Annotated in this window: 22 protein-coding genes; 13 read left to right on the top strand and 9 right to left on the bottom strand. The window is 44.9% G+C overall.

Going from position 1 to position 26,921, the window contains the following annotated elements; genetic code table 11:
* Window positions 1-4 precede the first annotated feature (4 nt).
* From ACFI6J_RS07870 to ACFI6J_RS07850, 5 genes are all read right to left on the bottom strand, one after another.
* Window positions 5-1,582 (bottom strand): sodium:solute symporter family transporter, encoded by a 1,578-nt coding sequence (locus ACFI6J_RS07870; RefSeq protein WP_462585991.1) that lies wholly within the window; start codon window positions 1,580-1,582, stop codon window positions 5-7.
* A gap of 101 nt (window positions 1,583-1,683) precedes the next feature.
* Complete coding sequence (locus ACFI6J_RS07865; RefSeq protein ID WP_462585990.1) at window positions 1,684-3,390, bottom strand: PH domain-containing protein; 1,707 nt, start codon at window positions 3,388-3,390, stop codon at window positions 1,684-1,686.
* The gene (locus tag ACFI6J_RS07860; RefSeq protein ID WP_061486464.1) at window positions 3,390-3,944 is read right to left on the bottom strand and encodes a PH domain-containing protein; all 555 of its coding nucleotides are present in this window, start codon (window positions 3,942-3,944) and stop codon (window positions 3,390-3,392) included. The genes ACFI6J_RS07865 and ACFI6J_RS07860 overlap by 1 nt, the downstream gene beginning before the upstream one ends.
* Before the next feature lie 174 nt (window positions 3,945-4,118).
* Window positions 4,119-6,473, bottom strand: coding sequence for an aerobic respiration two-component sensor histidine kinase ArcB (gene arcB, locus ACFI6J_RS07855; RefSeq protein WP_014950541.1), 2,355 nt, complete (start codon window positions 6,471-6,473; stop codon window positions 4,119-4,121).
* 99 nt (window positions 6,474-6,572) lie between these two features.
* Window positions 6,573-7,508, bottom strand: a complete 936-nt coding sequence (locus ACFI6J_RS07850; protein ID WP_156086855.1) for an N-acetylmuramoyl-L-alanine amidase — start codon at window positions 7,506-7,508, stop codon at window positions 6,573-6,575.
* A gap of 662 nt (window positions 7,509-8,170) precedes the next feature.
* Between ACFI6J_RS07850 and gltB the strand changes: the two genes are divergently transcribed.
* From gltB to ACFI6J_RS07785, 13 genes are all read left to right on the top strand, one after another.
* A complete protein-coding gene (gltB, locus tag ACFI6J_RS07845) occupies window positions 8,171-12,637 on the top strand; it encodes a glutamate synthase large subunit (protein WP_075176848.1) in 4,467 nt (1,488 codons plus the stop codon).
* A gap of 13 nt (window positions 12,638-12,650) precedes the next feature.
* Window positions 12,651-14,066, top strand: a complete 1,416-nt coding sequence (locus ACFI6J_RS07840) for an FAD-dependent oxidoreductase (protein WP_014950544.1) — start codon at window positions 12,651-12,653, stop codon at window positions 14,064-14,066.
* 128 nt (window positions 14,067-14,194) lie between these two features.
* On the top strand, window positions 14,195-15,712 hold the full coding sequence (locus ACFI6J_RS07835; protein ID WP_462585986.1) for a zinc-binding metallopeptidase family protein: 1,518 nt from the start codon (window positions 14,195-14,197) through the stop codon (window positions 15,710-15,712).
* A 159-nt stretch (window positions 15,713-15,871) separates the two neighbouring features.
* Window positions 15,872-16,321 carry a hypothetical protein gene (locus tag ACFI6J_RS07830; protein WP_014980147.1) on the top strand — a complete coding sequence of 150 codons (450 nt, stop codon included), beginning with the start codon at window positions 15,872-15,874 and terminating at the stop codon, window positions 16,319-16,321.
* 209 nt (window positions 16,322-16,530) lie between these two features.
* Complete coding sequence (locus ACFI6J_RS07825; protein WP_014950547.1) at window positions 16,531-17,118, top strand: DUF2726 domain-containing protein; 588 nt, start codon at window positions 16,531-16,533, stop codon at window positions 17,116-17,118.
* A gap of 164 nt (window positions 17,119-17,282) precedes the next feature.
* Entirely contained in the window at window positions 17,283-17,984 is a 702-nt protein-coding gene (locus ACFI6J_RS07820; RefSeq protein ID WP_014950548.1) for a 5'-methylthioadenosine/adenosylhomocysteine nucleosidase, read from the top strand.
* 1 nt (window position 17,985) lies between these two features.
* The gene (locus ACFI6J_RS07815; RefSeq protein WP_462585984.1) at window positions 17,986-18,930 is read left to right on the top strand and encodes a cobalamin biosynthesis protein CobD/CbiB; all 945 of its coding nucleotides are present in this window, start codon (window positions 17,986-17,988) and stop codon (window positions 18,928-18,930) included.
* Window positions 18,930-19,853: a cobalamin-binding protein gene (locus ACFI6J_RS07810; RefSeq protein WP_462585982.1), complete on the top strand. Its 924-nt coding sequence runs from the start codon at window positions 18,930-18,932 to the stop codon at window positions 19,851-19,853. Before ACFI6J_RS07815 ends, ACFI6J_RS07810 begins: the two co-directional genes overlap by 1 nt.
* A gap of 133 nt (window positions 19,854-19,986) precedes the next feature.
* The gene (locus tag ACFI6J_RS07805; protein ID WP_014950551.1) at window positions 19,987-20,391 is read left to right on the top strand and encodes a rhodanese-like domain-containing protein; all 405 of its coding nucleotides are present in this window, start codon (window positions 19,987-19,989) and stop codon (window positions 20,389-20,391) included.
* A 136-nt stretch (window positions 20,392-20,527) separates the two neighbouring features.
* Entirely contained in the window at window positions 20,528-20,929 is a 402-nt protein-coding gene (locus tag ACFI6J_RS07800; protein ID WP_061486467.1) for a DUF2721 domain-containing protein, read from the top strand.
* A complete protein-coding gene (locus ACFI6J_RS07795) occupies window positions 20,926-21,531 on the top strand; it encodes a GNAT family N-acetyltransferase (protein WP_039235276.1) in 606 nt (201 codons plus the stop codon). Before ACFI6J_RS07800 ends, ACFI6J_RS07795 begins: the two co-directional genes overlap by 4 nt.
* Before the next feature lie 30 nt (window positions 21,532-21,561).
* Complete coding sequence (locus ACFI6J_RS07790; protein ID WP_462585979.1) at window positions 21,562-22,920, top strand: NAD(P)/FAD-dependent oxidoreductase; 1,359 nt, start codon at window positions 21,562-21,564, stop codon at window positions 22,918-22,920.
* A 97-nt stretch (window positions 22,921-23,017) separates the two neighbouring features.
* Entirely contained in the window at window positions 23,018-23,371 is a 354-nt protein-coding gene (locus tag ACFI6J_RS07785) for a DUF1428 domain-containing protein (protein ID WP_014950555.1), read from the top strand.
* A 15-nt stretch (window positions 23,372-23,386) separates the two neighbouring features.
* Here ACFI6J_RS07785 and ACFI6J_RS07780 read toward each other — a convergent pair whose 3' ends face one another.
* The 4 genes from ACFI6J_RS07780 to tyrS all read right to left on the bottom strand — a co-directional run bounded on the left by ACFI6J_RS07780 (window position 23,387) and on the right by tyrS (window position 26,868).
* A complete protein-coding gene (locus ACFI6J_RS07780; RefSeq protein ID WP_462585977.1) occupies window positions 23,387-23,992 on the bottom strand; it encodes a hypothetical protein in 606 nt (201 codons plus the stop codon).
* Window positions 23,989-24,516, bottom strand: a complete 528-nt coding sequence (locus ACFI6J_RS07775) for an RNA polymerase sigma factor (RefSeq protein ID WP_278347239.1) — start codon at window positions 24,514-24,516, stop codon at window positions 23,989-23,991. Before ACFI6J_RS07775 ends, ACFI6J_RS07780 begins: the two co-directional genes overlap by 4 nt.
* 70 nt (window positions 24,517-24,586) lie before the next feature.
* Entirely contained in the window at window positions 24,587-25,294 is a 708-nt protein-coding gene (locus ACFI6J_RS07770; protein ID WP_278347238.1) for a hypothetical protein, read from the bottom strand.
* 374 nt (window positions 25,295-25,668) lie between these two features.
* A complete protein-coding gene (gene tyrS / locus ACFI6J_RS07765) occupies window positions 25,669-26,868 on the bottom strand; it encodes a tyrosine--tRNA ligase (RefSeq protein WP_069944833.1) in 1,200 nt (399 codons plus the stop codon).
* Window positions 26,869-26,921 lie beyond the last annotated feature (53 nt).

Genomic DNA, 26,921 nt, shown 5'->3' with positions numbered 1-26,921 from the left:
GAGTCTACTGCAGCCAACGCGGCATTAAGTAGCAAACAACGACCAATAAGCAAAAATAGCCAAGCAATAGGGTGGCAATCGGCTTATCAATCAGTAAGCGTCGTTGAACAGAGGTGGTGATCGTCGCTGTATCGTTTTCATCATTAGCTGACAAAACAGACAAGATAATAGCGGGTATCACTGTGCTCGCGAACCCCGTTACATTCCACCAAAACCAAAACACGTCCTCGACAAAAAATGCGAACGACAAATTAGTCAGCACGCCACACATCAGGCCGGTATTGACCTGTGTGGCATTTATCTTCTTCGTTAGCATGCCAAGTAGAAACACAGCCAAGACAGGACCAAAAAAAACAGAGCCCACTTTGTTCACCGCTTCTATTACGGTAGGCGCTATATCGCCAGCATTGAGCGAAAGCAGCAAAATAATCCCTCCCCAAAGCAAGCCCGCAAACTTAGCATGACTCAGGTAGCCTTCAGGTTTTGCGCGTTTCCGAGTGAGTTTGAAATAATCTTCAAGCGAAACAGCGGCAAGAGAGTTTATTGCTGAGCTCAGTGATGACATGGCTGCAGCAAGAATAGCGACCACAAGCAAGCCGATAAGCCCATGAGGTAAATAATTAAGAATAAAGACCGGCATAAGCCAATCCGGATTATCTTTAGGAATTTGCGATAGCAAGTTGGCGTCGTTAAACGCTAGTGTGCCGACCACCAAGCCTGCTAAACAATATAGAAGTGTTATAGGGAACCTGAAAATGCCATTGGCTAACATCATCTTTTTAAGATCGCTTTCCGATTTCGCTGACAATGCCCTCTGTGCTTCTGATTGATCACAACCGTAGTATGAGGCGTAGAGGATCACGCCACCAAGCACCATAGGAAAAAAGCCGAAGCCGTCACCATCAAAACCCAGAGATGAAAAATTAAGGGTAGAGACCCGCTCGCTTGGAAGTAACTGTAAAAAGTGCTCCCAACCGCCTAATGCGTTAAGACCAAAAGCAATGCAGATAGCTGTGCCCAAAACGATGACAACCATTTGTACCGCGTCACCATATACAACTGCTTTCATGCCTCCTTGTAAGGAGTACAAAACGGTAATCACACCAATGAGTAATATTGCCTGCGTGGATGAAACTTGCATGGTTCCTTGCAATATAATGGATAGCGCGTAAACCATTATGCCGGTAGCGAAGGCCCTGCTAAATTGAAATACAACACTGATACAAATACGGGTAGAGGTAGAGAAACGTCGCTCAAGATAGTCATAAATACTCACCACACCGCTTCGGTATAATGTAGGAAACACGGTGCTAATGAGTAAAAGCATGGCTAACGGAACTGCTAGTTCATAAGAGAGCCAAATCAGCCCTCCACCCTCACGGAAGCCGACAAATGCAGGAGCGGAAATGAAACTGACCGCCGAGAGTTGCGTTGCCATCACTGAAAGTAACAGCGGTTTCCAACTTAAGCTTCTTCCAGCGAGAAAATAATCTTTCTTTGACTGCTGTCCACGCAAGCTAAAGCCGATGACGAGTAAAGTGATGAGGTAAATCGCGATGACACTGTAATCAAGAATATCCATATAGACGCAAGGTTAAGCAACTAAATACCTACCATTACATAAACTCGGTCTATTTGCATAAAAAACGTATAAAAAAGCAGCGTTCAAAGAAATAGTGTACGTTACATCCAAGACCTTCTGGTTGACTCCACCTCGAATAGCACACTATCAGCTAGTTTATTAACGTAGTCTTCTGGTAGAAACGGCACAGTCACCGCCCCCGAAGCCAGTACAAACTTAACGGTGGCCTGTTTTCTTCGCTTCATAAACACGCTTTGCTTAACGATAACTTGCTGCGCTTTATAGGGCTCAAAGCATTGATAGTCGATGCCTATTCTACCTCGCCTTACATAAACGTACTTACTGTCGTAGGCTATACCCCATCGCCACCACCTAAGCGTGAGTAACAGCGATACCGCACTAAAGACAACGAGTGAACCTATCATAATATCTAGATGGGATGACACAGCGCCAATAGTGAAAAAGGTAATAAAAGGCAACGTCCAGCCCGCAAGCAACCAAAAAGTAATAAATCGCTTACTAATGGTTTGATAATCTTGACCTCGCAGGTCACATCCTGGCATCACTTCTTGACTAAGCGCGAAGGCTTCATCTTCGGTTACCGATGGCACAATAAGCTTATTTGGCGACATCAGTTCTTGCATTTGCTGCCCAGCCGTTGAGTTCTGCTCAAAATACAAATTCACCCGCTTTAGTATTTTATCCAGCCAGTCTTGCTTCGCCGTAATCATTTGGATGCGTGAAGCTCGCATGCTGACTTCCAGTTTATTAAGCAAGCCGCTGCGACGGATATAGCGATCACCTGTTCGTGAAAGTGTGTAGCCGTAAAAAGTGAAAAGCGCGCCACCAACACTCAGCAGTGCCACTAACGCCATAAGCATCATGAGAATGACAAAGGCATACAATCCAAATTGCCACCACGCAACCGTTTGTTCACCAACCAGCTGATTAAGCTGCAAGCCTTTATCGGCTAACCACTCTGAAACCAGACCGAACACATCGTCATAGAAAGGTGCCGCAGCACCCAGTATGATCCACACGCGATTGTTGGTGATACCGTGAATAATGATGTCTTTCACGGACCGTCGATTTAATACTTCTTCATTTGAATGGGAAGAATCTATCGCTTTAGTGCGCGTTCGTGGCGTGGGAAAAGACGAACTCTGCTCGTCGGATATATCTTCATTTGGCAAACAATCCAGGTCACCCTCATCGTGCAGCGCTTTTTCATACAACACCTGCTTTTTGAGCGCTTCAGCATAATCTTCAGGAACCGCTACAATTTTAGCTTCTTCTTTCCCACTTCCTGCGGTATCAAGCACCACTAACGCGTACCCAAAAGGTCGGTAATAAAAAGGGCGTTCTATCTTAACGTTTTGAATACGCCACAAAGGCAAGTTGGTATAGCGGCGTTGGAACACGCCATGATGAATCTCAACGTGCTGGTTGTGCACGCGAAACTTGTACATTAAAAAGCTTATTACGCCGCTAACACTGGTAGATAGAAAAAGGATTCCAGCACCGATTAGTACTTCAGGCGACAGCAGGTTATCCCAAATATTGAACGATATGGCTAAGGCGGGAATGGTATAAATAAGCACTTGAGCCGAGTTGGTAAAATTGCGAATAGTAAAGTACAAAATAGAAATTAGAGAGAGGCGCTGCCACTCATCACCCGTTTCTACTTTAAGTTTCGGTTCTTCCATATTAGCATCTTGCCCATGGGACTTGAGCGCAGTATCTTCTTTCAGCTCTTTTGACTGATTAAGTGTAGGCGCTTGGTGTGAGGGCGTTTCTGATGCCGTCATTAGCGTGCACCTATATCTTTATGAGCAAGAATGAACTCACGCAACTGCTCTGCCCTTTCAATGCTTAACCCAGGTATCTCAAACGTGTGCATTTCACCACCAGCCGAAAACACCTGAAGTGAGGCAAGACCCGCCCACCTGTCCAATGGACCGCGATTAACCTCTACATGCTGAACACGCAAAATAGGTTGGCACGAAAGTTTTCTAAAAATTAGCCCTGACTGCTTACTGATGTCTTGCTCTCGAATCGCATAAAATATGCGTACATCAGCAAAAAAGTGGTACAGCGCCCATAGAGAGCCTACAGCGACGATACCAGCAACAACATACGGGTAGGCTTGCAGCAGTCCTTCTGGCAATGACCAAAAGCTTTGGAATCGTAACGCAGAAGCAATACCGATTAGCACTAAGGCTATCAATCCAATGGAGAGGATATTTAGTGTCCGGTACTTTTTGGATATAGGAAGTAATGCGAGCGTTTGAAGTGAGGGAATTTCCTCAACACTGAGCTGATTATTTGAAAACACGGTTTCTTGTTGTGCGCTAATTGTCATCGCATTAATTCCTTTTACCACTGTATAAATAAGATCAGCCTGCCGCTTTTTTTAAGGAGAGGCTTAGCTACTTAGCAACGCTGCTCTGACCGCTTTCTCAAGCGCAGTTTTTATAACAAAAAAGAGGGCAAGCCCTCTTTTTTACGTTTCCTATTAAAGAGCGCGTTATGCTAACTAGTCATCAACCTGCTGTTCATTCAGCCAATCGTGTAGTGCCTTCATGTCGTGCTGAACCGCCATTTGTAGCTCTTCCACCCAATCATGCACGTTCTCCCACCATGTAGGGTGGTCGCCCTGTTGAATTTGATTAGCAATACGCTGTACACGAGCCAAACCAACAGAGCCAGCGGCGCCTTTAATTTTGTGAGCCTGTGAGCACACTTCTGACTTTTCGTCCGCACTTAAGCTTAGCTGCAGTATTTCCATGTATTCAGGCATTTTTTCTTGGAATACTTTAACGCTAGCGCGCACCATTTCATCCCCTATGGTATCAACTAACATCTGTAACAAGTCCATATCTAAAATGTTACTTAATGTTTTGTTAGGTTCGGGGCGCTCTACTTCGCCATCAATTTCAAGCGGTGCAGGTGGTGCATGGAACAGCTCGTTAAACACCTCGATAACGCGAGATTTTTTAATCGGCTTCGCAATAACGTCATCCATACCGTTTTCTAAGTATTCATCACGCTTTTTAATGACGTTTGCCGTTAGCGCCACGATAGGCGTTTGCATAACCAGATCTTCTTCAATAATCGTACTTGCCACATCGAATCCTGTCATGTCAGGCAATTGAATATCAAGCAAGATAAGGTCGTATTGGTTTTCCCTGACTTTGTCTATGGCTTCTTGACCGGTCATTGCTACATCGACTTTCTGGCCAAGCTTCTCGAGCAAGGCTTTAGCGACCATTACGTTCAATTCAATATCTTCTACTAACAAGATATTGAGCCCTGTCACTTGAAGCTGCGCGACTTTCATCGGGCTATTAGAAATTTGAACAGGCAACACAATTTCAAAACGGGTGCCTTTACCCACTTTACTTGAAACGTGAATTTCACCTTTCATCAAGTCGACCATTTGCTTACAAATTGCCAATCCAATACCGGTACCTGTGGCCGATTGGTGGTCAGGGTGATCAACCTGATAGTACATGGCAAAAATCTTATCAATTTCGCTTTCAGGAATACCTACGCCCGTGTCTTCAATCACAAATGTCACATACGCCTTATCACCATCAGGTTTCGTCGATGAAACCGTTAAACTTACGTGACCTTTTTGTGTGAACTTCACTGCGTTAAACAGGATGTTCCATAATATCTGACGAAGGCGCGTACCATCTATTTCAACAAGACGGGGAAGCGGCTCGTTAATTGTCGTTTTAAGCTCTAGCTGTTTGTCGGCTGCAAGTAGACGAATAATGCTGCTAAGTTCTTCGGTAAAGTCTTTCAACGATATGGTTTTTAGACTCAGCTCAAGCTTATCTCTGTCTAACTTATCAAGGTCGATAATATCGTTAAAAATATTACCTAATGTTATAGCGCTGGCGTATATCGTACTTACCCAGTTAAATTGTTCTTCACTCAACTCGGTATCACGCAGCATACGGCTTAAGCCCACAATACCGTTTAGCGGTGTGCGTAGCTCATGACTTATGGTTGCGATAAAGCGAGTTTTGTCGGTACTTGCTTTTGCAGCAGCATTTTCAGCCTGCTTACGCTCAGTCATGTCTCGACCGAACGACAACAAGCCAAGGCGATTACCGTCTTTATCGAAGAAAGGTACACGCTTCATTTCGAAGTAACGACGACGTCCATCAGCAAAGCGAAGCCACAGCTCTTCTGTGATACTGGCGTTGGTTTCTAGAACTTCGTGATCACTCGCTACAATTTGGCGGGCAAGCTCTTCCTCATATACGTCTTTTGGCGTTAAGCCAAGCAGCTCTTGCTCGGTTTTGCCCGTCATAAGCTCCGCTATACGGTTACAACCAGCAAACCTGCCTTCTTCATTTCGGTAATATATTAAGTCTGGTGAGGCATCGATGATTGAACGTAACAAGGTTGATAAGCGGCGTGCTTGTGCTTCTTGTTCTGATTTATCCTGAATTTCTTTTTCTAAGTCTTTAAACAGCGCCTCACGCTCTTCTTGTGCTTGCTTGCGCTGCTCTATCTCGTGATTAAGCTGTCTGATGTTGCTTTGAAGTTCGCGGTTAAGAAAGACATCTTCTTCACGCAAACTTTCCAACTGGCTTACCACTTCCTTTAAGTTGGTACGTGAGTTTTCTAATTGCTTGATTAACTCACTAAAGAAATAAAGTACCCAAGGCGCAGATAACATGGTCAGTACTACAGCACTGATGAAGTCATCGGGCTGAACCTGGCTTCCCATGCTCACGCGAATTACGTATGAGCCCCCTAGCGTAAACACAAGCGAAAGAACAACAAACAATATGCTGAGCTTTAGAGTGCCAAAACGCTGAACAAATTGGGCAAAGCGAATTGCCCAAGAATCGTTTGGTGAATCTGAATGCATGTACGTCTAATTTAAGCTTATTTTGCGGTTATCCTATCAGGCTTTCCTCTTTTCGGGAATGCGGTTTGTCAAAGCATAACTCTGTGGCCCTGCTCAGAATTAGGATTTGAAAGGCGACTTTTCAGTAATTTCATTAATGTATTTGGTATTCACCCATCCCACCTTCGTGTAAGACACTTTCGCCCACTCCCCTCGCTTTTCCAGTATTTTTAGCACTTCGCCCTTATTCAAACCGTTCTCGACAGTTGGGTACGAAACATCTGGCCCTTTTCTCACATTCAGCGAATTGGCACTTACATTGGCCACCCGCTTTACAGGGCTAGCGAGATCCCGCTGAATTTGATCATGCGCCTCTCGCTGTGAATTCGAATCACTTGACTCAGTTGCCCACCTTTCACTATCACTTTGCAAAACAGCGGCTTTGAGTCTTTGAAGGGGAAAAGCGGGGCCAGGATCGACCTTTCGTGACGGCGCTATTTCTTCATGCCCGACGATAGTAGAGATGTTGTAGTGGCTACACAACGCTTTACACAGCGATAGCGTCCTAACAATTTGTACGTCGGTGTACTTGTGCCAATAGCCCATAGACTGTTGGTTAATATGCTGGGCAGCTAATACTTCATTCTCGCCAAAAATTTCGCCAAACCAACTTTCAAAGGTGCCATCTCCTCTTGCCTTAAGCTGGCCGGCATTGTCTAATTCAATGCCGATAGAGTACTGATTCAAGCCACTACGCCCCTCGTAATAACTTTCTCCTGCGTGCCACGCTATTTTATTAGTCGGAAGCATTTGGACAATGTCACCATTGCGTCCAACGGCAAAGTGAGCTGACACACCGCTATCGGCATTGGTCAAGACATTCACCGAAGATGAAAGGCTACTACCGGCGGTAAAATGAATAACAATAGTATCGGGAGATCCAGATTGAAAACGCCCAGATGTGTTAGGAGAAAGCCTGAAGGTGATATTGTCGCCAGTTAGAATATGATCATCTATACTAAATAAAGGCAGTGGTGAAGCATGTAGTGTATTCATACAATAATCCTTATTGTCTTAACAGCACGCCACCACAGTGAATTTTTATTCTTCGCCTTCCACATAAGCGTACACTCAATTCACACACAGGGCTCTCTATCAACATCCTTCAGCGCACCACGAGCCTTACCTGTGGTTAATTTTCAATCAATATAGCAAACTACTTATATTAGTGGAACCATAGCTTTACAAATTAATAAAAATACACCGCAAACCGCTATTGACAACATAAAACATCAATTTCAAAGCATATTTATTCATTAATAAAACGCAAATGAGAAGTAGTATCATTTATAAGGGGTGAGTTATTCACTTTGCAATACTGATAACATTTTTGTTACAAACATAAATGACGCCACGTAAACAACTGATTAATATATATTTAATTATATTTATACTAATTCACTATAAAGCTTATACTTTTAGCGTTTGATTTTAGTTTTTAATGTGGGTATTTTGTACGGCCCGCATCGCAATAATGCATAAAAATGCGGAAACGACTGGAATCCTCTAATAATAAAATAACGACAAGAAAGGCGCACGCCGCGAGCAATACCGCTCGCAGGCATAAAAGACGTCTAATAATGTTGTGATACGCAAACCTAGGCGCATCTACACGCAACGCATACCTTGCCCAGTCAAAAGGTTGAAGGAGTTAAGAGATGAGTTTATATAATCCCAATGATTCCCGGGACAACTGTGGGTTTGGCTTAATCGCTCACACTCATGGGGAAGCCAGTCATGAATTGGTAACTACTGCAATACACGGTCTTGACCGTATGCAGCATCGTGGCGGTATCGCCGCCGACGGGAAAACCGGTGACGGCTGTGGTTTATTACTACAGAAACCGGATGCGTTCTTCCATGCAATCGCCGAAGAAAATGGCTGGAAACTCAGCAAAAAATACGGCGTGGGCATGATTTTCTTAAGTCAGGACCCGGTACTTGCGCAAGCCGCGCGTGAAGTACTTAATGAAGAACTAGAAAAAGAAACACTTTCAGTAGTGGGTTGGCGCGAAGTGCCTGTCGACCACTCAGTACTGGGTGAATTAGCGCTAACGGGTGTTCCACAAATTGAACAGGTATTTGTGAACGCGCCAGCAGGTTGGAGAAAACGCGACCTTGAGCGTCGTTTGTATATGATCCGCCGCCGCGCTGAAAAACGTCTTGAGAAAGATCCCGATTTTTACGTAGCTTGTTTGTCGGGCTTGGTAACGATCTACAAAGGCTTGGTAATGCCAAAAGATTTACCCGCCTTTTATCACGATCTTGCCGATGAGCGTATGCAAAGCGCAATTTGCGTTTTTCACCAACGCTTTTCAACAAATACACTACCACGCTGGCCGCTTGCTCAGCCTTTCCGCTTCCTTGCGCACAACGGTGAAATTAACACCATTAAAGGAAACCGCGACTGGGCCATGGCACGTGCTGCTAAATTCGCAACGCCACTTATTCCAGATCTTAAAGATGCAGCACCTTTTGTTAATACTGAAGGTTCAGACTCATCATCGCTGGATAACATGCTGGAGCTATTCTTAGCCGGCGGTATGGATTTATTCCGTGCTATGCGGTTACTTGTTCCACCCGCCTATCAAAACAACAAGACCATGGACGATGATCTTCGTGCATTTTACGAGTTTAACTCTATGCACATGGAACCATGGGACGGCCCAGCGGGTATCGTTTTAACTAACGGTCGCCACGTTGCCTGTAACCTTGATAGAAATGGTCTACGTCCTGCTCGTTACGTTATTACTAAGAACGGTTTCATTACCCTAGCCTCAGAAGTAGGTATCTGGGATTACGAGCAAGCTGACGTAATTGAAAAAGGCCGTGTAGGCCCAGGTGAAATGCTTGCTGTAGACACATACACAGGCAAAATCTGGCGCTCTACTGAAATTGATGAAGACTTAAAAGCACGTCACCCTTATAAAGAGTGGCTAGATAAGCATATTCGTCGACTTACACCAATTGAAAAGCTTGATGCGTCATTAATTGGTAAACGCGTGTTTGACGACGATGCCATGGCGGTGTACCACAAGCTACACGCCTACAGCTATGAAGAAATTCAACAAGTTGTAAAAGTACTCGCGAAAGACGGTCAAGAAGCGGTTGGTTCAATGGGTGATGACACGCCAATGGCGGTTATGTCATCTCGTCAGCGTACGGTTTACGACTATTTCCGTCAGCAATTTGCACAGGTAACTAACCCGCCAATCGACCCGCTACGTGAAAACCACGTTATGTCGTTGGCAACCTGTATTGGCCGCGAGCAAAACGTATTTAGCGAAACCTCAGGTTACGCTGACCGCGTATTGTTTGACTCGCCAGTGCTAATGTATACCGACCTTAAGCAACTGCGCGAATTTAACCCAGACAACTACTACTCAGAAGTCGTGGAGCTTCAGTATGCGCCGCAAGAAGGTTTGAAGAAAGCCATCGAGCGCGTTTGTAACGAAGTAGAAATGCTGGTTAAAAACAAGCGTGCTGCATTCGTTATTCTGTCTGACAGAAACATTAAACAAAATCGCTTGGTTATCCCTGCTGCAATGGCAGTTGGTGCGGTACAACGTCGCTTAGTTGAAAAGTCATTGCGCTGCGATGCTAACGTTGTTGTTGAGACAGCAAGTGCCCGCGATCCACACCATTTCGCGGTGTTGATTGGCTTAGGTGCCACTGCGGTTTACCCATTCCTAGCATATGAAACTATTGAGCAGCTTTGTGAAAAAGGCGAGCTAGATATTTCTCCTATGCAGGCCACGTTGAACTACCGTAAGGGTATCAACAAAGGCTTGTACAAGATCATGTCGAAAATGGGTATTAGCACTGTTGCTAGCTACCGTAGCTCTAAACTGTTTGAAGCAGTGGGTATTAACAATGAAGTGATGAAGTTATGCTTTAAAGGTGTGACCTCACGCATTCAAGGTGCGGGCTTCGATGATTTCCAGCAAGATCTTATCAACCTAAACCGTATTGCTTGGCTTAAGCGTAAATCTGTCGATCACGGCGGCTTGCTTAAATACGTGCACGGTGGCGAATATCACGCCTATAACCCAGACGTAGTCAGTACGCTTCAAAAAGCTGTGGTGTCTGGTAACTACGACGACTACCAGCAATATGCAAAGCTTGTTAACGAGCGTGCGCCTGCGCACATTCGCGACTTGCTAGCTATAAACCCTGATTGCGACCCTATTGATATTAGTGAAGTAGAAGCACCGGAAAACTTATTCCCACGCTTTGATACTGCGGCAATGTCAATTGGTGCACTAAGCCCTGAAGCGCATGAAGCGCTAGCGATTGCCATGAACCGCCTGGGCGGTCAGTCTAACTCGGGAGAAGGTGGCGAACACCCTTCTCGCTTTGGAACTGAAAAGAACTCTAAAATTAAGCAGGTGGCTTCAGGTCGCTTTGGTGTAACGCCACACTATTTGGTTAACGCAAACGTTATTCAAATTAAAGTGGCGCAGGGTGCAAAACCGGGTGAAGGCGGTCAGCTTCCTGGCGATAAGGTAAATAAATACATCGCACAGCTACGTTTCTCTGTGCCGGGTGTAACCCTTATTTCACCACCACCACACCACGATATTTACTCAATTGAAGATTTGGCACAGCTAATTTTCGATTTGAAACAGGTTAATCCAACGGCACTTATATCCGTTAAGCTAGTATCTGAGCCGGGTGTTGGCACCATTGCAACAGGTGTAGCGAAAGCCTATGCCGACCTTATCACCGTTTCAGGTTACGACGGCGGTACAGGTGCAAGCCCGCTAACATCAGTTAAGTATGCGGGTAGCCCATTTGAGCTTGGTTTATCTGAAACTCAGCAAGCGCTTATTGAAAACGGCTTACGTCACAAAGTACGCGTTCAAACCGACGGTGGTTTGAAAACAGGCTTAGACGTAGTAAAAGCCGGTATTTTAGGCGCTGAGAGCTTTGGTTTTGGTACAGGTCCAATGGTGGCTTTAGGCTGTAAATATCTACGTATTTGCCACTTGAACAACTGTGCGACCGGTGTTGCAACGCAGGATCAAAAACTGCGTGACGACCACTTCATTGGCTTACCTGATATGGTAATGAACTACTTCAAGTTTATTGCTCAAGAAGTGCGTGAAATCATGGCGTCTATGGGTATTGCTAAGTTCGACGACCTTGTTGGTCGCACAGAGCTACTTAAAGTTTTAGATGGCATTACCGCTAAGCAAAACCGTTTAGATTTGTCTCCGTTGCTAGCGCAGCCTAAAGCAGGCGACCATACGCGCTTATTCTGCTCACAAACGACCAACGCACCTATCGATAAAGGTGAATTGAACGCGCAGATGCTTAAAGACGGCCAGCAAGCGGTTGTTGAAGGTAAATCTATTACCCTTAAATACCCAATCCGCAATACGGATCGCTCTGTCGGCGCATTGCTATCAGGTGAAATCGCTAAACACCACGGTAACCACGACTTTGAAGATACACCTATCAAAGTTGAACTTACCGGTACAGCGGGTCAGAGCTTCGGTGTGTGGAACGCTGGCGGCCTGCATATGCACCTTGAAGGTGATGCCAATGATTATGTAGGTAAAGGGATGACCGGCGGTAAGCTTGTTATTCACCCACCTCGCAATATCTCTTACGACGCCCACGACAGCGCCATTATGGGTAACACCTGCCTTTACGGTGCAACAGGCGGTAAGCTGTTTGCTGCTGGCCGTGCTGGCGAGCGCTTTGGCGTACGTAACTCTGGTGCTATTGCGGTAGTTGAAGGCATTGGCGATAACGGCTGTGAATATATGACAGGCGGTATCGTGGCTGTACTTGGTCCGGTTGGTGTTAACTTCGGTGCAGGTATGACTGGTGGTTTTGCTTATCTTATGGATGATGGCGACGACCTTGATAACCGTGTAAATGCGGAACTGGTCGATGTAATGCCAATTGAAGATAAAGCGATTCTTGCTGAGCACTTACGTGGCTTAATTAATCAGCATTACGAAGAAACAGGAAGCGAGCACTCGTTGTCGTTGCTTACTGATTTCGCCGCAACGCTGAAACGCTTCAAGCTTATTAAGCCAAAAACCAGTGATGTGAAAAACTTGCTTGGTCACATCAGTCGTTCAAGTGCTGAATTACGCATTCAGGCTCAGTAGGAGGATTTAGTTTATGGCAAAGAACGTATATCAATTTGTCGATGTTGAACGTATCGATCCGCCGAAAAAGCCGATCATGGTACGTAAACAAGAGTTCGCGGAAATTTATCAACCGCTGAGCCAATCTCAAACCGAAGGCCAAGCAGATCGCTGCTTGGACTGCGGTAACCCATACTGTGAATGGAAGTGCCCAGTGCACAACTACATTCCTCAGTGGTTAAGCTTGGCGAACGAAGGCCGCATTTTAGAAGCTGCGGAACTTTCTCATAAAACCAACAGCTTGCCTGAAGTATGCGGCCGCGTATGTCCACAGGACAGACTGTGCGAAGGTGCATGCACGCTGAATGATGACTTTGGTGCAGTGACCATTGGTAGTATTGAAAAATACATTACCGATACGGCATTCAAAATGGGCTGGCGCCCAGATATGTCTGACGTGGTATGGACCGATAAGAAAGTGGCGATTGTAGGTGCAGGCCCTGCTGGTCTTGCATGTGCTGATATTCTGGTTCGTAACGGCGTTAAACCTGTTGTTTACGACAAATACGAAGAAATTGGTGGCCTACTTACATTTGGTATCCCGTCTTTTAAATTAGAGAAAGACGTGATCAAGCTACGCCGCCAAATTTTTACCGAGATGGGTGTTGAGTTCGTACTTAACACTGAAATTGGTAAAGACATACAGTTCCAGGATTTGCTTGATAAATACGATGCTGTTTTCTTAGGCATGGGTACGTACAAGTCTATGCAAGGTGGCTTCGATAACGAAGAAGTTGAAGGCGTTCACGAAGCGCTACCTTTCCTTATCGCCAACACCAATCGCGTAATGGGCCTTGAAAAAGATCCTGCTGATTACATTGATATGAAAGGCAAGCGCGTAGTAGTTCTAGGTGGTGGTGATACCACGATGGACTGTGTTCGCACGTCAATCCGCCAAGGCGCTGCCCAAGTTACCTGTGCATACCGCCGTGACGAAGAAAGCATGCCGGGCTCTCGCCGCGAAGTTGTTAACGCAAAAGAAGAAGGGGTTGAGTTTAAATTCAATCTTCAGCCGCTAGACATTGCAGTAGATGAAAACGGTAAGGCATGTGGTGTTAAGCTGGTTAAAACCGAAATGGGGCCACCGGATGCCAATGGTCGCCGCCGCCCTGTTGAAGTGGAAGGTTCAGAGCACGTACTAGAAGCAGACGCGGTAATTATCGCCTTCGGCTTCCAGCCCAGCCCTGCGCCATGGTTTGCTGACTTCGGCATTATGCTCGATGAAAAAGGTCGCGTACGCGCGCCATCTGCTGGCAAATTTGCTTACCAGACCTCTCACCCGCAAGTCTTTGCCGGTGGCGATATGGTACGTGGTAGTGACTTGGTTGTTACTGCTATCGACGAAGGCCGTAAAGCCGCAGAAGGGATTATGGACTATATTGGCGTTTAACCTTCGCTAACTAAGGCCTATTGTCCATTCACGAAAAGCTCGATAGTTCTGCTATCGAGCTTTTTTTATTTAAAACTAAAGAGATACGATTTACATTAGATAGAATAATTGAATAAAGAGATGACATCATGAGATTGCGGACAGGGCTACTTTACGGGTTATTTTTAGTTTCCGTTTCATATTGCGCCCAGGCAGAGGAAAGTAACGCACTTACCACTCGCTCGGCTAAAGCAGTGTTCGCAGACTACTTGGAATATCTCACGCTACCCAACGTTGCAACGCAATCAGCAACTGATATAGAAAAGGTTGCGCGTTGGACGGCAACGAAATACAGCGAGTATGGTTTTAATACTCAGCTGCTGGAAAACAACGGCATGCCGATGCTGTATGCTGATTACATGCTAGCTGGGAAAAATGCCCCTACCCTGCTTTTTTATGCACATATGGATGGTCAACCGGTTAACGCTGAGTTGTGGGAACAAGACAGCCCTTGGCAGCCCGTTCTAAAAATCGAAGAAAATGACAGCTGGGTTGAAAAACCACTCTCTTTACTCGATAAAGACTATGACCCTAATTGGCGTATTTTTGCGCGCTCGGCATCTGACGACAAAGCCCCAATTATGATGTTACTAGCAGCCATAAACTCACTTTCGACGAATAAGGTGACGCCATCAGTTAATATCAAAGTGCTCCTTGATTCAAACGAGGAAGGTGGCTCTCCTACCCTCGCAAAAGTGATAGAAAAAAACAAAGCGCAGCTTTCTGCAGATGCCGTAGTAATGTTAGACGGTCCCATGCATCCATCCAACGCTTCTACCGTGGTTTTCGGTCATCGCGGTGCGACACTGGTTAAGCTCACTGTTTTCGGACCAAACTCTGATAGCCATAGTGGGCACTTTGGCAACTACATTCAAAACCCCGCTTTTATGCTCTCAACACTCTTAGCAGGGATGAAAAATGAAAATGGTAAGGTGACTATTCCTAATTATTACGGAGACGCTCCTCTGTCAGAAGAAACAAAACAGGTGCTTCGAGACATTCCTATTGATGAAACTGCACTATTGGCACGCCTTGGGGTAGCAAAGTCAGAGTCTGTAGGTGGCAACTACTATGAATCCATTAGTCTTCCGTCTTTAAATATCAATGGATTGAGCGCTGCAAGCACAACAGCAGTAAGGACAATCATTCCGGCTAGCGCTACAGCGTCCATCGATATTAGAACTACAAAAGAGGCTCACTCGTCCAGACAAGTTAAGCTGTTAAAAGACTATATAACAGCTAAGGGATATCACATTGTGGACGAATTGCCATCAAAAGAAACCCGTCTAAAGCATGAAAAACTCATTCTTATAGAAGTTAGCCCCGGCACTGCAGCACTACAAACGTCCCTCGATGAGCCAGTTGGTCTATGGGCGCAAAAGGCACTAGAATCTGTAAGCGATGAGAAGGTTGTAGTTATTCCAATGATGGGGGGTACTGTTCCAACCGCACCGCTAGTAAACAGTATAGAGAAGCCGGTAATTCTTATTCCATTAGTCAATGCTGATAACAATCAACACGCCTCTAATGAAAACTTACGTATAGGGAACTTTTACAGTGGAACAAATGCGCTGTATCAATTACTGACCACGCCTTATGACCAGTAATAGAGTTGTAGTGATGAAGTGATGCTTTAAACCAAAACCTATACGAAAAACCTCACTAATATACGTTAATAGACCAAGGTTTAGTTGAAGCGCGAGAGTTACGACTCTACTATCGTTTAAGCAATTAAAGACATCGCACATCGGGTGAAGAATCTATCTATGCAGCATTTAAACATTAAGAAACTTACATTTTGTCTAACACTGGCGATAGCAGCGAGCAATGCCAGCTTAGCTGATACCATTGCTGTTGACGCTTCATTAAATGCGCAAGTTAACAACCAAACTAAGAAACAAAGCGTCAACTCTTCACCTAGTAAGCCAAGCATCATGTCTTGCCCTTCTGATTTTCAGCAAGTTAAGATTTCTGATGATGCAAGACAATGCCAAGCATTTGACGAAAGCAAGACAGCAGTAATGGTTTACCACTCTCCTCGCTCCCCGAGTGAATTACTGAATGTTTACCAAACGGCGCACCCCGCTTTAAAAACTCACACGCCAGTTAGCGGCCGCACGTTGTTATCCTCAGAAGATAAAGGGGTCAGAGTAATAATCAGCCCAGATAATACTGGCTCTCAAGTGGATATTCTTGTTACATCCACAACGAAATAAGCCCTTTTAGCAAGACAACTACGAAATCTACTCATGTTGGCATCTGCTTTGCAAAATCATCAATAACCACTCCACGGTAACAGTGAGTGTCATTTTTATGACGCTCGAACTGCAAACGGAGCCCAAGCTTTTTTCGATATAAACACTTTAGCGGGCTTCTTTATTACGCATTCCGTGGGCTTTAACTATTGATATTTGCGAGGGTTACGATGGAATTGGCAATTATTCTAATGATGTTACTTATTGTCGTTGCACTGGGTGCCATAAAGTTGTCAGACGGCGGTGTCGCATTTCCATTTAGGCGAAAGCCGCAATTGTTCACCCCCGTTGAGCACTCTTTTTTAAACCTTATCGAACAGGCTATGGGAAGAGAGTTTCGCATAGTGTGCCGTGTGCGTCTTAACGATTTAGTGGCGGTTCGCCAGTCTGCAAATAAAAAGACGGCAAGCCAAGCCATCAGCAGAGCTTCTAGCAGACAGCTCGACTTTGTATTAGTAGATAAACACGACATGAGTCCTGTTCTTGCTATCGACTTAGTTCATAGCCAAGGCAAAGATGGTTATAAATCACAAAAAGACTGGTTTGTAACCGGAGCACTTGATGCTGCCGGCCTTCCTCATGCAAGAATTAAAGTGAAATCTGGTTATACCGTTGACGATATTCGCGAGTGTTTGGAAAACAAACTCATTCCATATCGCCGTTTACAGCAAAAAATGGCACAGCTGCCAACGCATAATCCAGAGCCACCAAAGCGCCCGACTCGCCCAGTGCGTTCAAGCAGACCAGCTGCAGCTTAAGACATAACCCCACTTCCCCTGGCCTTTGTTGCTTTGCTATTTTCTTACTCTCAAATAGCGGTAACAGAGGCATTTTTCTGTCAGTTTGCCCGTTTTCCTTATACAATTAACGCTTTCAGCAGCGTATTCACGCGTTAAATTCCCTCAACACCGTCGGTAAAGTTATGAAAAAAATTGGTATTTTAGGTGCAATGGACGAAGAAGTTGCGCTACTTAAAGCGTCACTTTGGAATGTAAAAGAAACCCAGTGGAAGCACCTGACGTTTTACGAAGGTACACTTAACGACATAGAAGTGGTGCTAGTAAAATGCGGTATTGGTAAAGTGGCTGCAGCAATTGCTACTACTGTACTTATCGAACAGTACGCCCCTGATGCTGTTGTCAATACCGGTTCTGCCGGAGGTTTCGACAAGAATCTAAACATCGGTGATTTAGTGATCGCCAGTCACGTTATTCACCATGATGCCGATTTAACCCATTTTGGCTACAAGCTCGGTCAATGCGCAGGTATGCCTGAAGATTTCCGTTGCGATACAAGGTTAATGGAAGCCGCTCGTAGTGCTGCCACAGGCATTACCTCACTTCAGTCGACAACAGGTTTAATCTGTACGGGCGATGCGTTTATCGGTAGCGACGAAGCTGTAGCAGAACTGCGTGAAAACTTCCCAGACATGAAAGCGGTTGAGATGGAAGGTGCAGCTATAGGTCAAACTTGCCATATGCTCGACACGCCTTTCCTTGTCATTCGTTCATTGTCGGATATTGCAGGAAAAACGTCGTCAGTGAGCTTTAAAGAGTATCTAGACACTGCCGCTAAACACTCAGCACAATTAGTTATGGCAATGATTAAGGCTCTTGCAAAATAAGATGACAGAGGTAATTAGCGACCCGCAATACCAGTCGCTATTCGTACTTTGGCTGGCTATCGCCATTGACGCATTATGGCGCTGGCCCCAAAGTACTCATCCATTAACGCTCATGCGCTACCTCGTTCAGCAAATGGGGCGCAAAGTGGTGCCCTCTCATGAATACGGTAGGTCTCAGCACTATATTTCAGGCTCATTAGCCGCCCTAGTTCTTCTTGCGCCATTGGTAGTATGTGTTGCCATCTTGGTGTACATGGCCCAATACCCCGTATTCTTTGAGGCGATTATTCTTGTCGCACTGCTCGACTACGGTTACCAGCGTCAACAGTACAAAAAAGTGCTGGCGAGTGTGGGAAGAAATAAAAAATCCCTCGCACGTGAAATGGCGCAAACCATTACTGCACGTCAATGCGATTCACTTTCCGATATAGGAATTGCCAAAGCCGCGATAGAATCGCTATGGCTGAAGTTTCTTTATCTTTATTGCGGCGTTATTTTCTACTTTGTAGTGGCAGGCCCCATAGGCGCACTCATTTATCGATTGCTTTTGCTCACATCTTGGCAGTGGCATTACCGAACCCCTGCAATGACTTTCTTTGCCAAACCCGTACGCAATCTTGTTTACTTACTTAATATGCCGCCCGCGGTCATTGGTGGTCTAGCAACACTACTGGTCAGCCATCCTATTAAAGGGTTTCGCGCCATAAAGCGCTCCCCAGTGAAAGATAAAACGTCGCTACTGCTTGCACTTATGGGCGGTGTGCTTGATATTAAACTCGGCGGCCCAGCAATTTATGCCAACAAGAAGATTCGATACACCCGCGTGGGAGGCGCTAACGAGGTAAAGTACTCTCACATGTTGACAGCCAAAAATACGGTTACTCATGCCATGATTGCGGTTAGCGCCTTCGCATCGTTAGCTATGCTGGCAATGGCCGTAGCCTAATGAAAACAGCAGTTATGATGAAAACCATTTTTTTTGTAATTTTAAGCTATTTACCTCTTCTCACATTTGCTAAGTCAGAATCAGATGCCGAGACAAAGCACCTAGCTCATTCAGATCAATTTGCTTCTGCCGATGTTGCACCAAGCTCGGAATCAAGCGCCTTATCAAATTCCGTCGAGCAAAAGATAGTCAGCCTTGCGCCCCACCTTACCGAATGGGCATTTAGTTTGGGCTTAGGCCCTAACCTTGTAGGTGTAAGCGACTATAGCGACTATCCTGACGCCGCGAAAAATATTAAGCGGGTGGCGGATTTTCAAGGTGCCGATATCGCTACCATTGTGGCGTTAGAACCTGATTTAATTCTTGCATGGGATGGAGGCAATAAGCCGCAAGATATCCATAAGCTTTCCTCGATGGGTCTAAACGTATTTAGCAGCAAGGTCGAAAATATCACTGATATAGCCAGCGAAATTAAAAGGCTTGGGGCACTTACAAATACGCAAAAGCAGGCGACCCAGCTCTCCAATGATTTTCTCAACGAACTAGCCGAACTTCGAAGTAAATACGACAAATCCTCGCTTATACCAGTATTTTATTATTCGTGGACTGCTCCACTTATGACCATCGGTCCCAACGCGTGGGGTAACCAACTGCTGAATGTGTGTGGTGCTCAAACATTATTTGCAGACAGTCCTGTAGACTATCCTCAAGTCGCATTAAAAGATGTACTTACTCGCCAACCTCATGCACTCATTGCGGCATCTAAAAGTACGCATTCAGAACTTGAGGTATTCTGGCGTGATCATCGCTCTTTCCTCAAAGCCCCCTTAATTGTTGTGGATCCAGACGTAACCAGTCGGTTTTCATTGCGATTAATAAATGAACTAAAAGTACTCTGTAAAGGTATTAAAGAAAGCGCATAAGCGTTATACTTAAGTCTAGACCTGCTGGGCTGTTTTCAATTGATACACACCGACTTGGCTCAATTTAAGCGCCTTTGTGTAACAGAATAAGAGCAGGTTCTAATCTTCTATAAAAAGGTAAGAGTTTTTATTCATGCGGATTGTTGTTGCGGGTTTTCTAGTTGTTATCAGTGTTGCATTGTTTGTGTCGCTTCAGTGCACAGCGAAAGCGACCGCGCAAGCCTCTGTTGCCGCATCACCATACCTTATCGAGCGAGTTGCAAACAACGACTGGCTCCTTATTGATGTTCGCTCTCCGCAAGAATTCGCCGATGGTCACATTCCTGGCGCAGTAAATATGCCCCATGAAAATATCAATGACTACCTTAGCGAATTAGAAGGCCACAAAAACAAGCCTATTATCATTTATTGTCGTTCAGGCAGAAGAGCCAAACTGGCAATGAAAGTATTGGAAGAACTCGATTTTTCTGAAGTCATGCATTTAGAAGGCGATATGTTAGGCTGGAGTGCCGCTGGCATGACAGTTGACCGAATGTAGACTCAATATTCCGCCTTCTCCTTCGTATTAGTCTTTGGCACTAAAGATGTTGTAAGTTCAACCTCTTGGCTGATTACTGTGTGTAACTGAGCCCCTGTGATACACTCTTTTTACTCGACGATTGTATGAAACACCCATGAAAATAGATATTGCTACTCCGGCCATGTTATTTCCGGCGATTTCTTTATTGCTTCTAGCCTATACCAATCGCTTTTTAACGCTTGCAACTATTATCCGAAACTTTTCAAAAGAAGAGAGAGATGATAATACTCAAGCACAAATAAAAAACCTTCGATTACGTATTCAACTTATTAAGCGAATGCAAATAGCAGGTGTGGGTAGTTTTTTTCTTTGTGTAGTATCCATGCTAGCGATATACCTCACCTATCAACAGGTAGGAAACTGGGTGTTTGCTGCAAGTTTAGTATCACTTCTATATTCACTATGGATGTCGGTAAGAGAAATATTGATATCAGTTGAAGCCTTGGATGTGCACCTTGACGGGATGAAAAACGCCCCGCGTAAAGAAAAAGTATGAAGCCCACAAATCATTTGAGCCACATAATTCAAAGTGATATCAGCTACGAGTCTCTAGCGCCTGAGTTTTTTGCAGGGGTGATTGCTCTTGGCAATCACGTGCACGGAGATAACTACCTAACCAACGAGCTACTTGCTGATTACTATGCAAAGAGCTTTGTTGGCAATACTAATGCTAGCTGGGTAGCCCTATACAAACAAAAAGTTGTTGGTTTCAGGCTCACCTTTGCGCATACGCAATGGGAAGCAGATGAGTGGTGCAGCCCTTCCCTTTGGCCAGTAGATCCAAATACCGTGTGCTATTTCAAATGTAATACGGTAGACCCCGCAATGCAGGGCTGTGGAATTGGCAGCAGACTATTAAGTAAATCGATTGAATGTGCGCAAATTCAAGGCGCAGAAGCGGGTTTAGCACATATTTGGTTGGCAAGCCCTGGCAACAGCGCATTTAAGTACTTCACTAAAAATGGGGGGCAGCTTATCAAGAAACACCCCAATAAATGGCGCTACGCATCTATTCACGAAGGCTACGATTGCCCTGTATGCGAGGGTTATTGCGAGTGTGAAGGTGCGGAAATGCTACTTCAATTTCAAGCCCCATAAGTACGCCAAAGGTAAAAACGTTTTTATTCTATGACCTACGATCCTCTTATTTCACGCGGCGTTTCATCAATGTTACCCGCGGCAAACAGCTACTGGCATGCCACACACAAACCACCAACACTGCCGCCTTTAAACAAGAATGTAAACACTGAGTACCTCGTCATTGGTGGTGGTTATACCGGTCTTTCAGCTGCCATCACACTTGCTCAAGCGAAACAAGAAGTCACGCTACTTGATGCGAATTCACCGGGATTTGGCTGTGCGGGCCGTAACGGAGGCTTTATCCTCTCGGGTAGCGGCCGATTGAGCTTAAGCGCCATAGAGGACAAGTGGGGTCGTGACATCGCCAAAGCTATGCAGGGCGAGTTTGATGGCGCGGTACACCTGCTTAAACAACGTATTGCAGACTTTGATATGCAGGTCGATTTGGTAGAAGGACCATATTTAAAACTGGCGCATAACCCAAAGCAAGCCGAACTACTCTGTGCCAGTGCTAAGCATCTTGAGTCACACTTCAACGTAACGAGCTCTCCACTTAGTGAAAAAGACCTTACTGCGCGCTTTGGTATTGAAGGGGCGTATGGTGGCGTTGAGCTAAAGGGTGCATGCTTACACCCACTAAAATTAGTAAGCGAATATGCAAGAGTAGCAAAGGAGCTTGGAGCAACGCTTTTTTACGACTCGCCAGCCATTCGCATTGAAAAGCACAAAACCGGATATGTTGTCGCAACACCCAGCGGGTCAGTTTCGGCCAAACACATACTCATTGCTACTAATGCTTATACCCCTAAGCGCTTTCATGACAGCGTAGACAATAAGCAATTTCCTGTTCAGTCGAGCATTTTTGTCACTGCGCCATTGAGTAGCGAACAGCGCGCAAAGTCTGGCCTAACCACGCCAATGAGCTTTATGGATACACGGATGATGAAATACTACTACCGTGTTTTGCCAGATGGCAGATTATTATTCGGCGGTCGTGGTGCCGTAAAAGGTAAAGATGCAGATAACGCGTCAGAGAAACAGCGACTATACCGCGCTATGGTAAAAAGTTTCCCTTCACTTAGCGGTATAGCCATGGATTATTTTTGGAGTGGTTGGGTAAGTGTATCGTTAGACAGCATGCCGCGGATATTTATCGACAATGAGGTTAGCGGCAACAATTCTAACCGCTCTAGCGGTAATATCGGTTACGCCATGGGGTATTGCGGTTCGGGCGTATCTTTTGCCGCGTTTGCAGGGCAGCGACTCGCTCAACGTATGATGGGTAACAATGACGTCGATTTATCGCTTCCCCTTTATCGTTCTCCTTTGAAAACCTACCCCTTTGCAAAAGCAAGAAGGCTAGCACTGCATGGCTTGTACCAATGGGCGAAAATAGCAGAACGCTAGTAATGGTTATAAATTACGATTCACCTTAATGTTAAGCATTGCATGCTGTCTATAAATTAGGCTATTTTAGGTATCTATTCTTTGACGGAGTCACCTCATGTCATATATCGATGCCTTTGCTGTAGCCGTTCCCACTGAAAATAAAGCGTTATACATTGAGCACGCCAAACTCGCTGGCGATATTTTTAAAGAGTATGGTGCGACTAAAATACTTGAAGCTTGGGGTGACGATGTCCCTGAAGGAGAAGTCACGTCTTTCCCGATGGCTGTTAAAGCCAAAGAAAATGAAACCGTGGTGTTTTCCATTGCATTTTGGCCTTCAAAAGAAGTACGTGATACTGCTTGGAAAAAGGTGATGGAAGATCCAAGAATGCAGGAAAACGAAAACCCCATGCCTTTCGACGGTAAGCGCCTTATTTATGGGGGCTTCGTACCAATGCTGGAATTATAAGACTATTAATTTCAGCTATTTCATATCGTCTATTTTCGCTAACGCCGACGGCAAGTCGGCGGCTAACTTTTTGTACCGGCGGTATACGATAAAAACGACCACACTGTTTATCAAAAGCTGTGTTCCCCACAGTGTGAAGGCATTAAACATCAGTACATTAAAAACGGCGAGTGCCAGCAATCCACACCACAAAGCTAAGCATCCATAGAGGCTGATTTTCCAGTAATGTAATTGCTGTTTTAATTGGTTTTGTTTAAACGCCAACATTGACTGAACGTCTAACGTCTGGACCTTCCACTGCTTTTGCCTTACCCAATATCCCCATGCCCCGAAAGCGGCGGGAATAGGTGTAAGTACCATGAAAAGCAAAAATTGATACGTGCTAAGTGGCTCGAACAACACCAAAGTTAAACACCACACAGAAACCGCTAGCCCGAGCACCAAATCAACGGCACCTTTTAGTTTAAGTTTAAATCTTGCGCTCTTGGTTTCTTTTATCAGTGAATCTGTATCTACTGAAGGGGTTGCATCCTTGTAGGCACTTTGCCACTGAGCGAGTTGCTTATCTAATTCGTTCATTTGCGTGCTGTTCTCGGCCATACTTAATTTTTCTTCGCTCAAGGCTGTTGCTCCATTATCTGCGTTAGCTGTTGGCGGGCGCGGCTTACTCGCTTAGCAACGGCACTCTCTTTGATACCTAACATATTGGCTATTTCCAGCTGACTGAAACCTTCTAATAACAAAGCCAGTACCTGTCTGTACTTTATTTCTAGTTGACGTAAGCCTGTCAAAAGATCCATCGCATTCTCTTGTAACGTGGCATCTCGAGATGAACTGGTGCTAGTTGCATGAGAAGAATCAAACTCGCCGTCATGGGTAAACTCTTTACGCCGCTGCTCTTTAATCACGTGATCAACCGCCTTGTTATGCGCAACTTTAGCAACAAACGTTTTCACACTTGCCTCACCGCGAAAGCCACTATCACTGTCTTTTGAGGCACCTTCAAAAGCGCGCCAAACCGCCAGTGACATTTCTTGTATCAGCTCATCTTGAAGTGATTTATTAGCCTCAAATGTTGCCGCAATACGCGCCATGAGCGGCGCGTATTCACTAAGCAGTTTTTCTATTTGAATGGTTTCTTTCACTGCATTTCCATTTTTATTATTTTTTAATTCCACGCTTTAAATGAGCAGTTGAATTACGCTTCCTAGCTGATTAGCGAAATAAGCGCTGGTAAGCAATAAAGCACATACATGAAACAATAGGGCCAAACACTAATCCCGACAATGCGAAAGTATAGGGCGCAAGTGCAACTGTTAAGAAAATCATGGCACCTATTATCAACATCGGCTTATAAGCGCCCACTACTACAGCAATACTATTTTTAAAAGATGCTGGGATTGAGCGATGTTTTAAAATAAGCAACATAGGTACAAATAAAAGCAGTAAATTTATTGGTGTTGCCGAGCCCATCATTAGCCCGACCTTCCAAGCGGGTACATCTACTACAACACCATTTGCTAACGCCGCCACTGCATCTGCGCCCATTAACATAGCGCCAATTTGAAATTGGATCCATGCGATCACTGGCCCGGTCAAACTCCACAAAGCGACATTTGTCCATGAGCGCAGGGTACCGCCCGACAATCTCAGCTTGTTGTTCTCTGCTAAGTTGGCAATGGCCAACCACATTACGGTAGCCAGAAGCGGACCTACCCATTTCGATATGCCTAAGCCAATTGGCCCTGCTAGCGCTTGAATGAGCCCCGCGGCAAATAAAGTAACAAAAGAAAGCCCCAATAATTTGAAAGGTGCTTTTATAAAAAGCTGCCACCCCTCTTTCAGCCATATGAACGCTTCCTTCGCAGGAAGGCTCTTGTTAGCCTGATGGTATGTTGCACGAGTTGAAGTTACCGTTGTCATGTTTTTATCCTTTGCATTGCGTAAGCGTTAGTATTGAGTTTCACTGTTGTTTCATCCCAGCCTGCTACGCGTTAACTGCTTATCGTACGGTTGGGTTCATTGATTGATTTTTCCCCTATAGACGATAGCGATTGCAAAATCCTGACAAACTTTTTCAAAAAAAAAGTAAGAAAAATAAAAAACGTTTAACGACAATTACTTATAAACGTTAAAGCCAATATCCCCCACTTTCAAATTTGGCTTGATGCTTAACTTTGTATGAGTAGTTAGGGCCTTCTAAAAAAATAATCGCCCTACTATCCACTAGTACTTATATTTCAGGCAAAAAAAAGCCCGCTTAACTAAGCGGGCTTTCAAAAACTATCAGAAAAACATTAGGCTAGCGTAATACGCGCAAACTTGCGTTTACCCACCTGATACACATTTTCACCTTTTTCGGTGATTACTAAGCGGGTGTCTTCCACTTTATCGCCGTTAATTTTAACTGCGCCTTGCTTAATCATGCGCATAGCATCTGAAGTCGAACCTACAAGGTTAGCTTCTTTCAACAAATTACCAATGGCAATACCTTCATCGCTCAATGCAATTTCAAGCTCGGGCATGTCGTCAGGAATAGCGTTTTTCTGGAAACGTTGAATAAAGTCCTGATGCGCGCCTTCTGCCGCTGCGTCGTCATGGAAGCGTGCAATAATTTCTTTCGCCAGCATGATTTTAATATCACGTGGGTTTTCACCGTTAGCAACGCGAGTTTTAAGCTCAGCAATCTCTTCTAGCGGTCGGAAGCTTAGAAGGTCATAGTAACGCCACATCAAATCATCAGAAATAGACATCACTTTACCAAACATATCGTTTGGCGCATCTGTAATACCAATGTAGTTGTTTAAAGACTTAGACATCTTCTGAACGCCGTCTAGACCTTCTAGAAGCGGAACCATTACAATAGATTGCTGCTTTTGGCCTTGCTCTTTTTGAAGCTCACGACCCATTAGCAAGTTAAAGCGCTGGTCAGTACCACCTAATTCAACGTCTGACTCTAGCGCAACAGAATCCCAACCTTGCACTAACGGATACAGAAACTCGTGAATAGCAATTGGCTGACCGTTGTTATAACGCTTTTTAAAGTCATCGCGCTCTAGCATACGAGCAACCGTCTGACTTGCAGCAAGTTTGATCATGCCCGCCGCACCAAGGTCGTCCATCCACTCTGAGTTAAAACGTATTTCCGTTTTATCTTCATCAAGGATCTTGAACACCTGTTCTTGATACGTTTTCGCGTTCTCTAATACCTGTTCTTTACTTAAAGGCTTGCGTGTTACATTTTTACCTGTAGGATCGCCAATTAGGCCAGTAAAATCGCCAATAAGAAAAACAACTTTGTGGCCTAGTTGCTGGAATGTACGCAACTTGTTGATCAACACAGTGTGACCAAGATGCAGATCAGGCGCAGTTGGATCAAAACCCGCTTTGATGGTTAGGGTTTTGCCGGATTTTAGTTTTTCAATTAAATCCTCTTCGGGGAGTATTTCATCAACGCCCCGTTTAATCTCAGCTAGCGCTGTTTGCCAATCTTTCATTTGTACGTCACACTCTTAAAAAAACTGTATATTCAATATTGGCGGGCATTTTA

The sequence above is a fragment of the Alteromonas sp. G4i13 genome (assembly GCF_054960505.1).
This window is presented reverse-complemented; position numbering and strand designations above follow the sequence as displayed.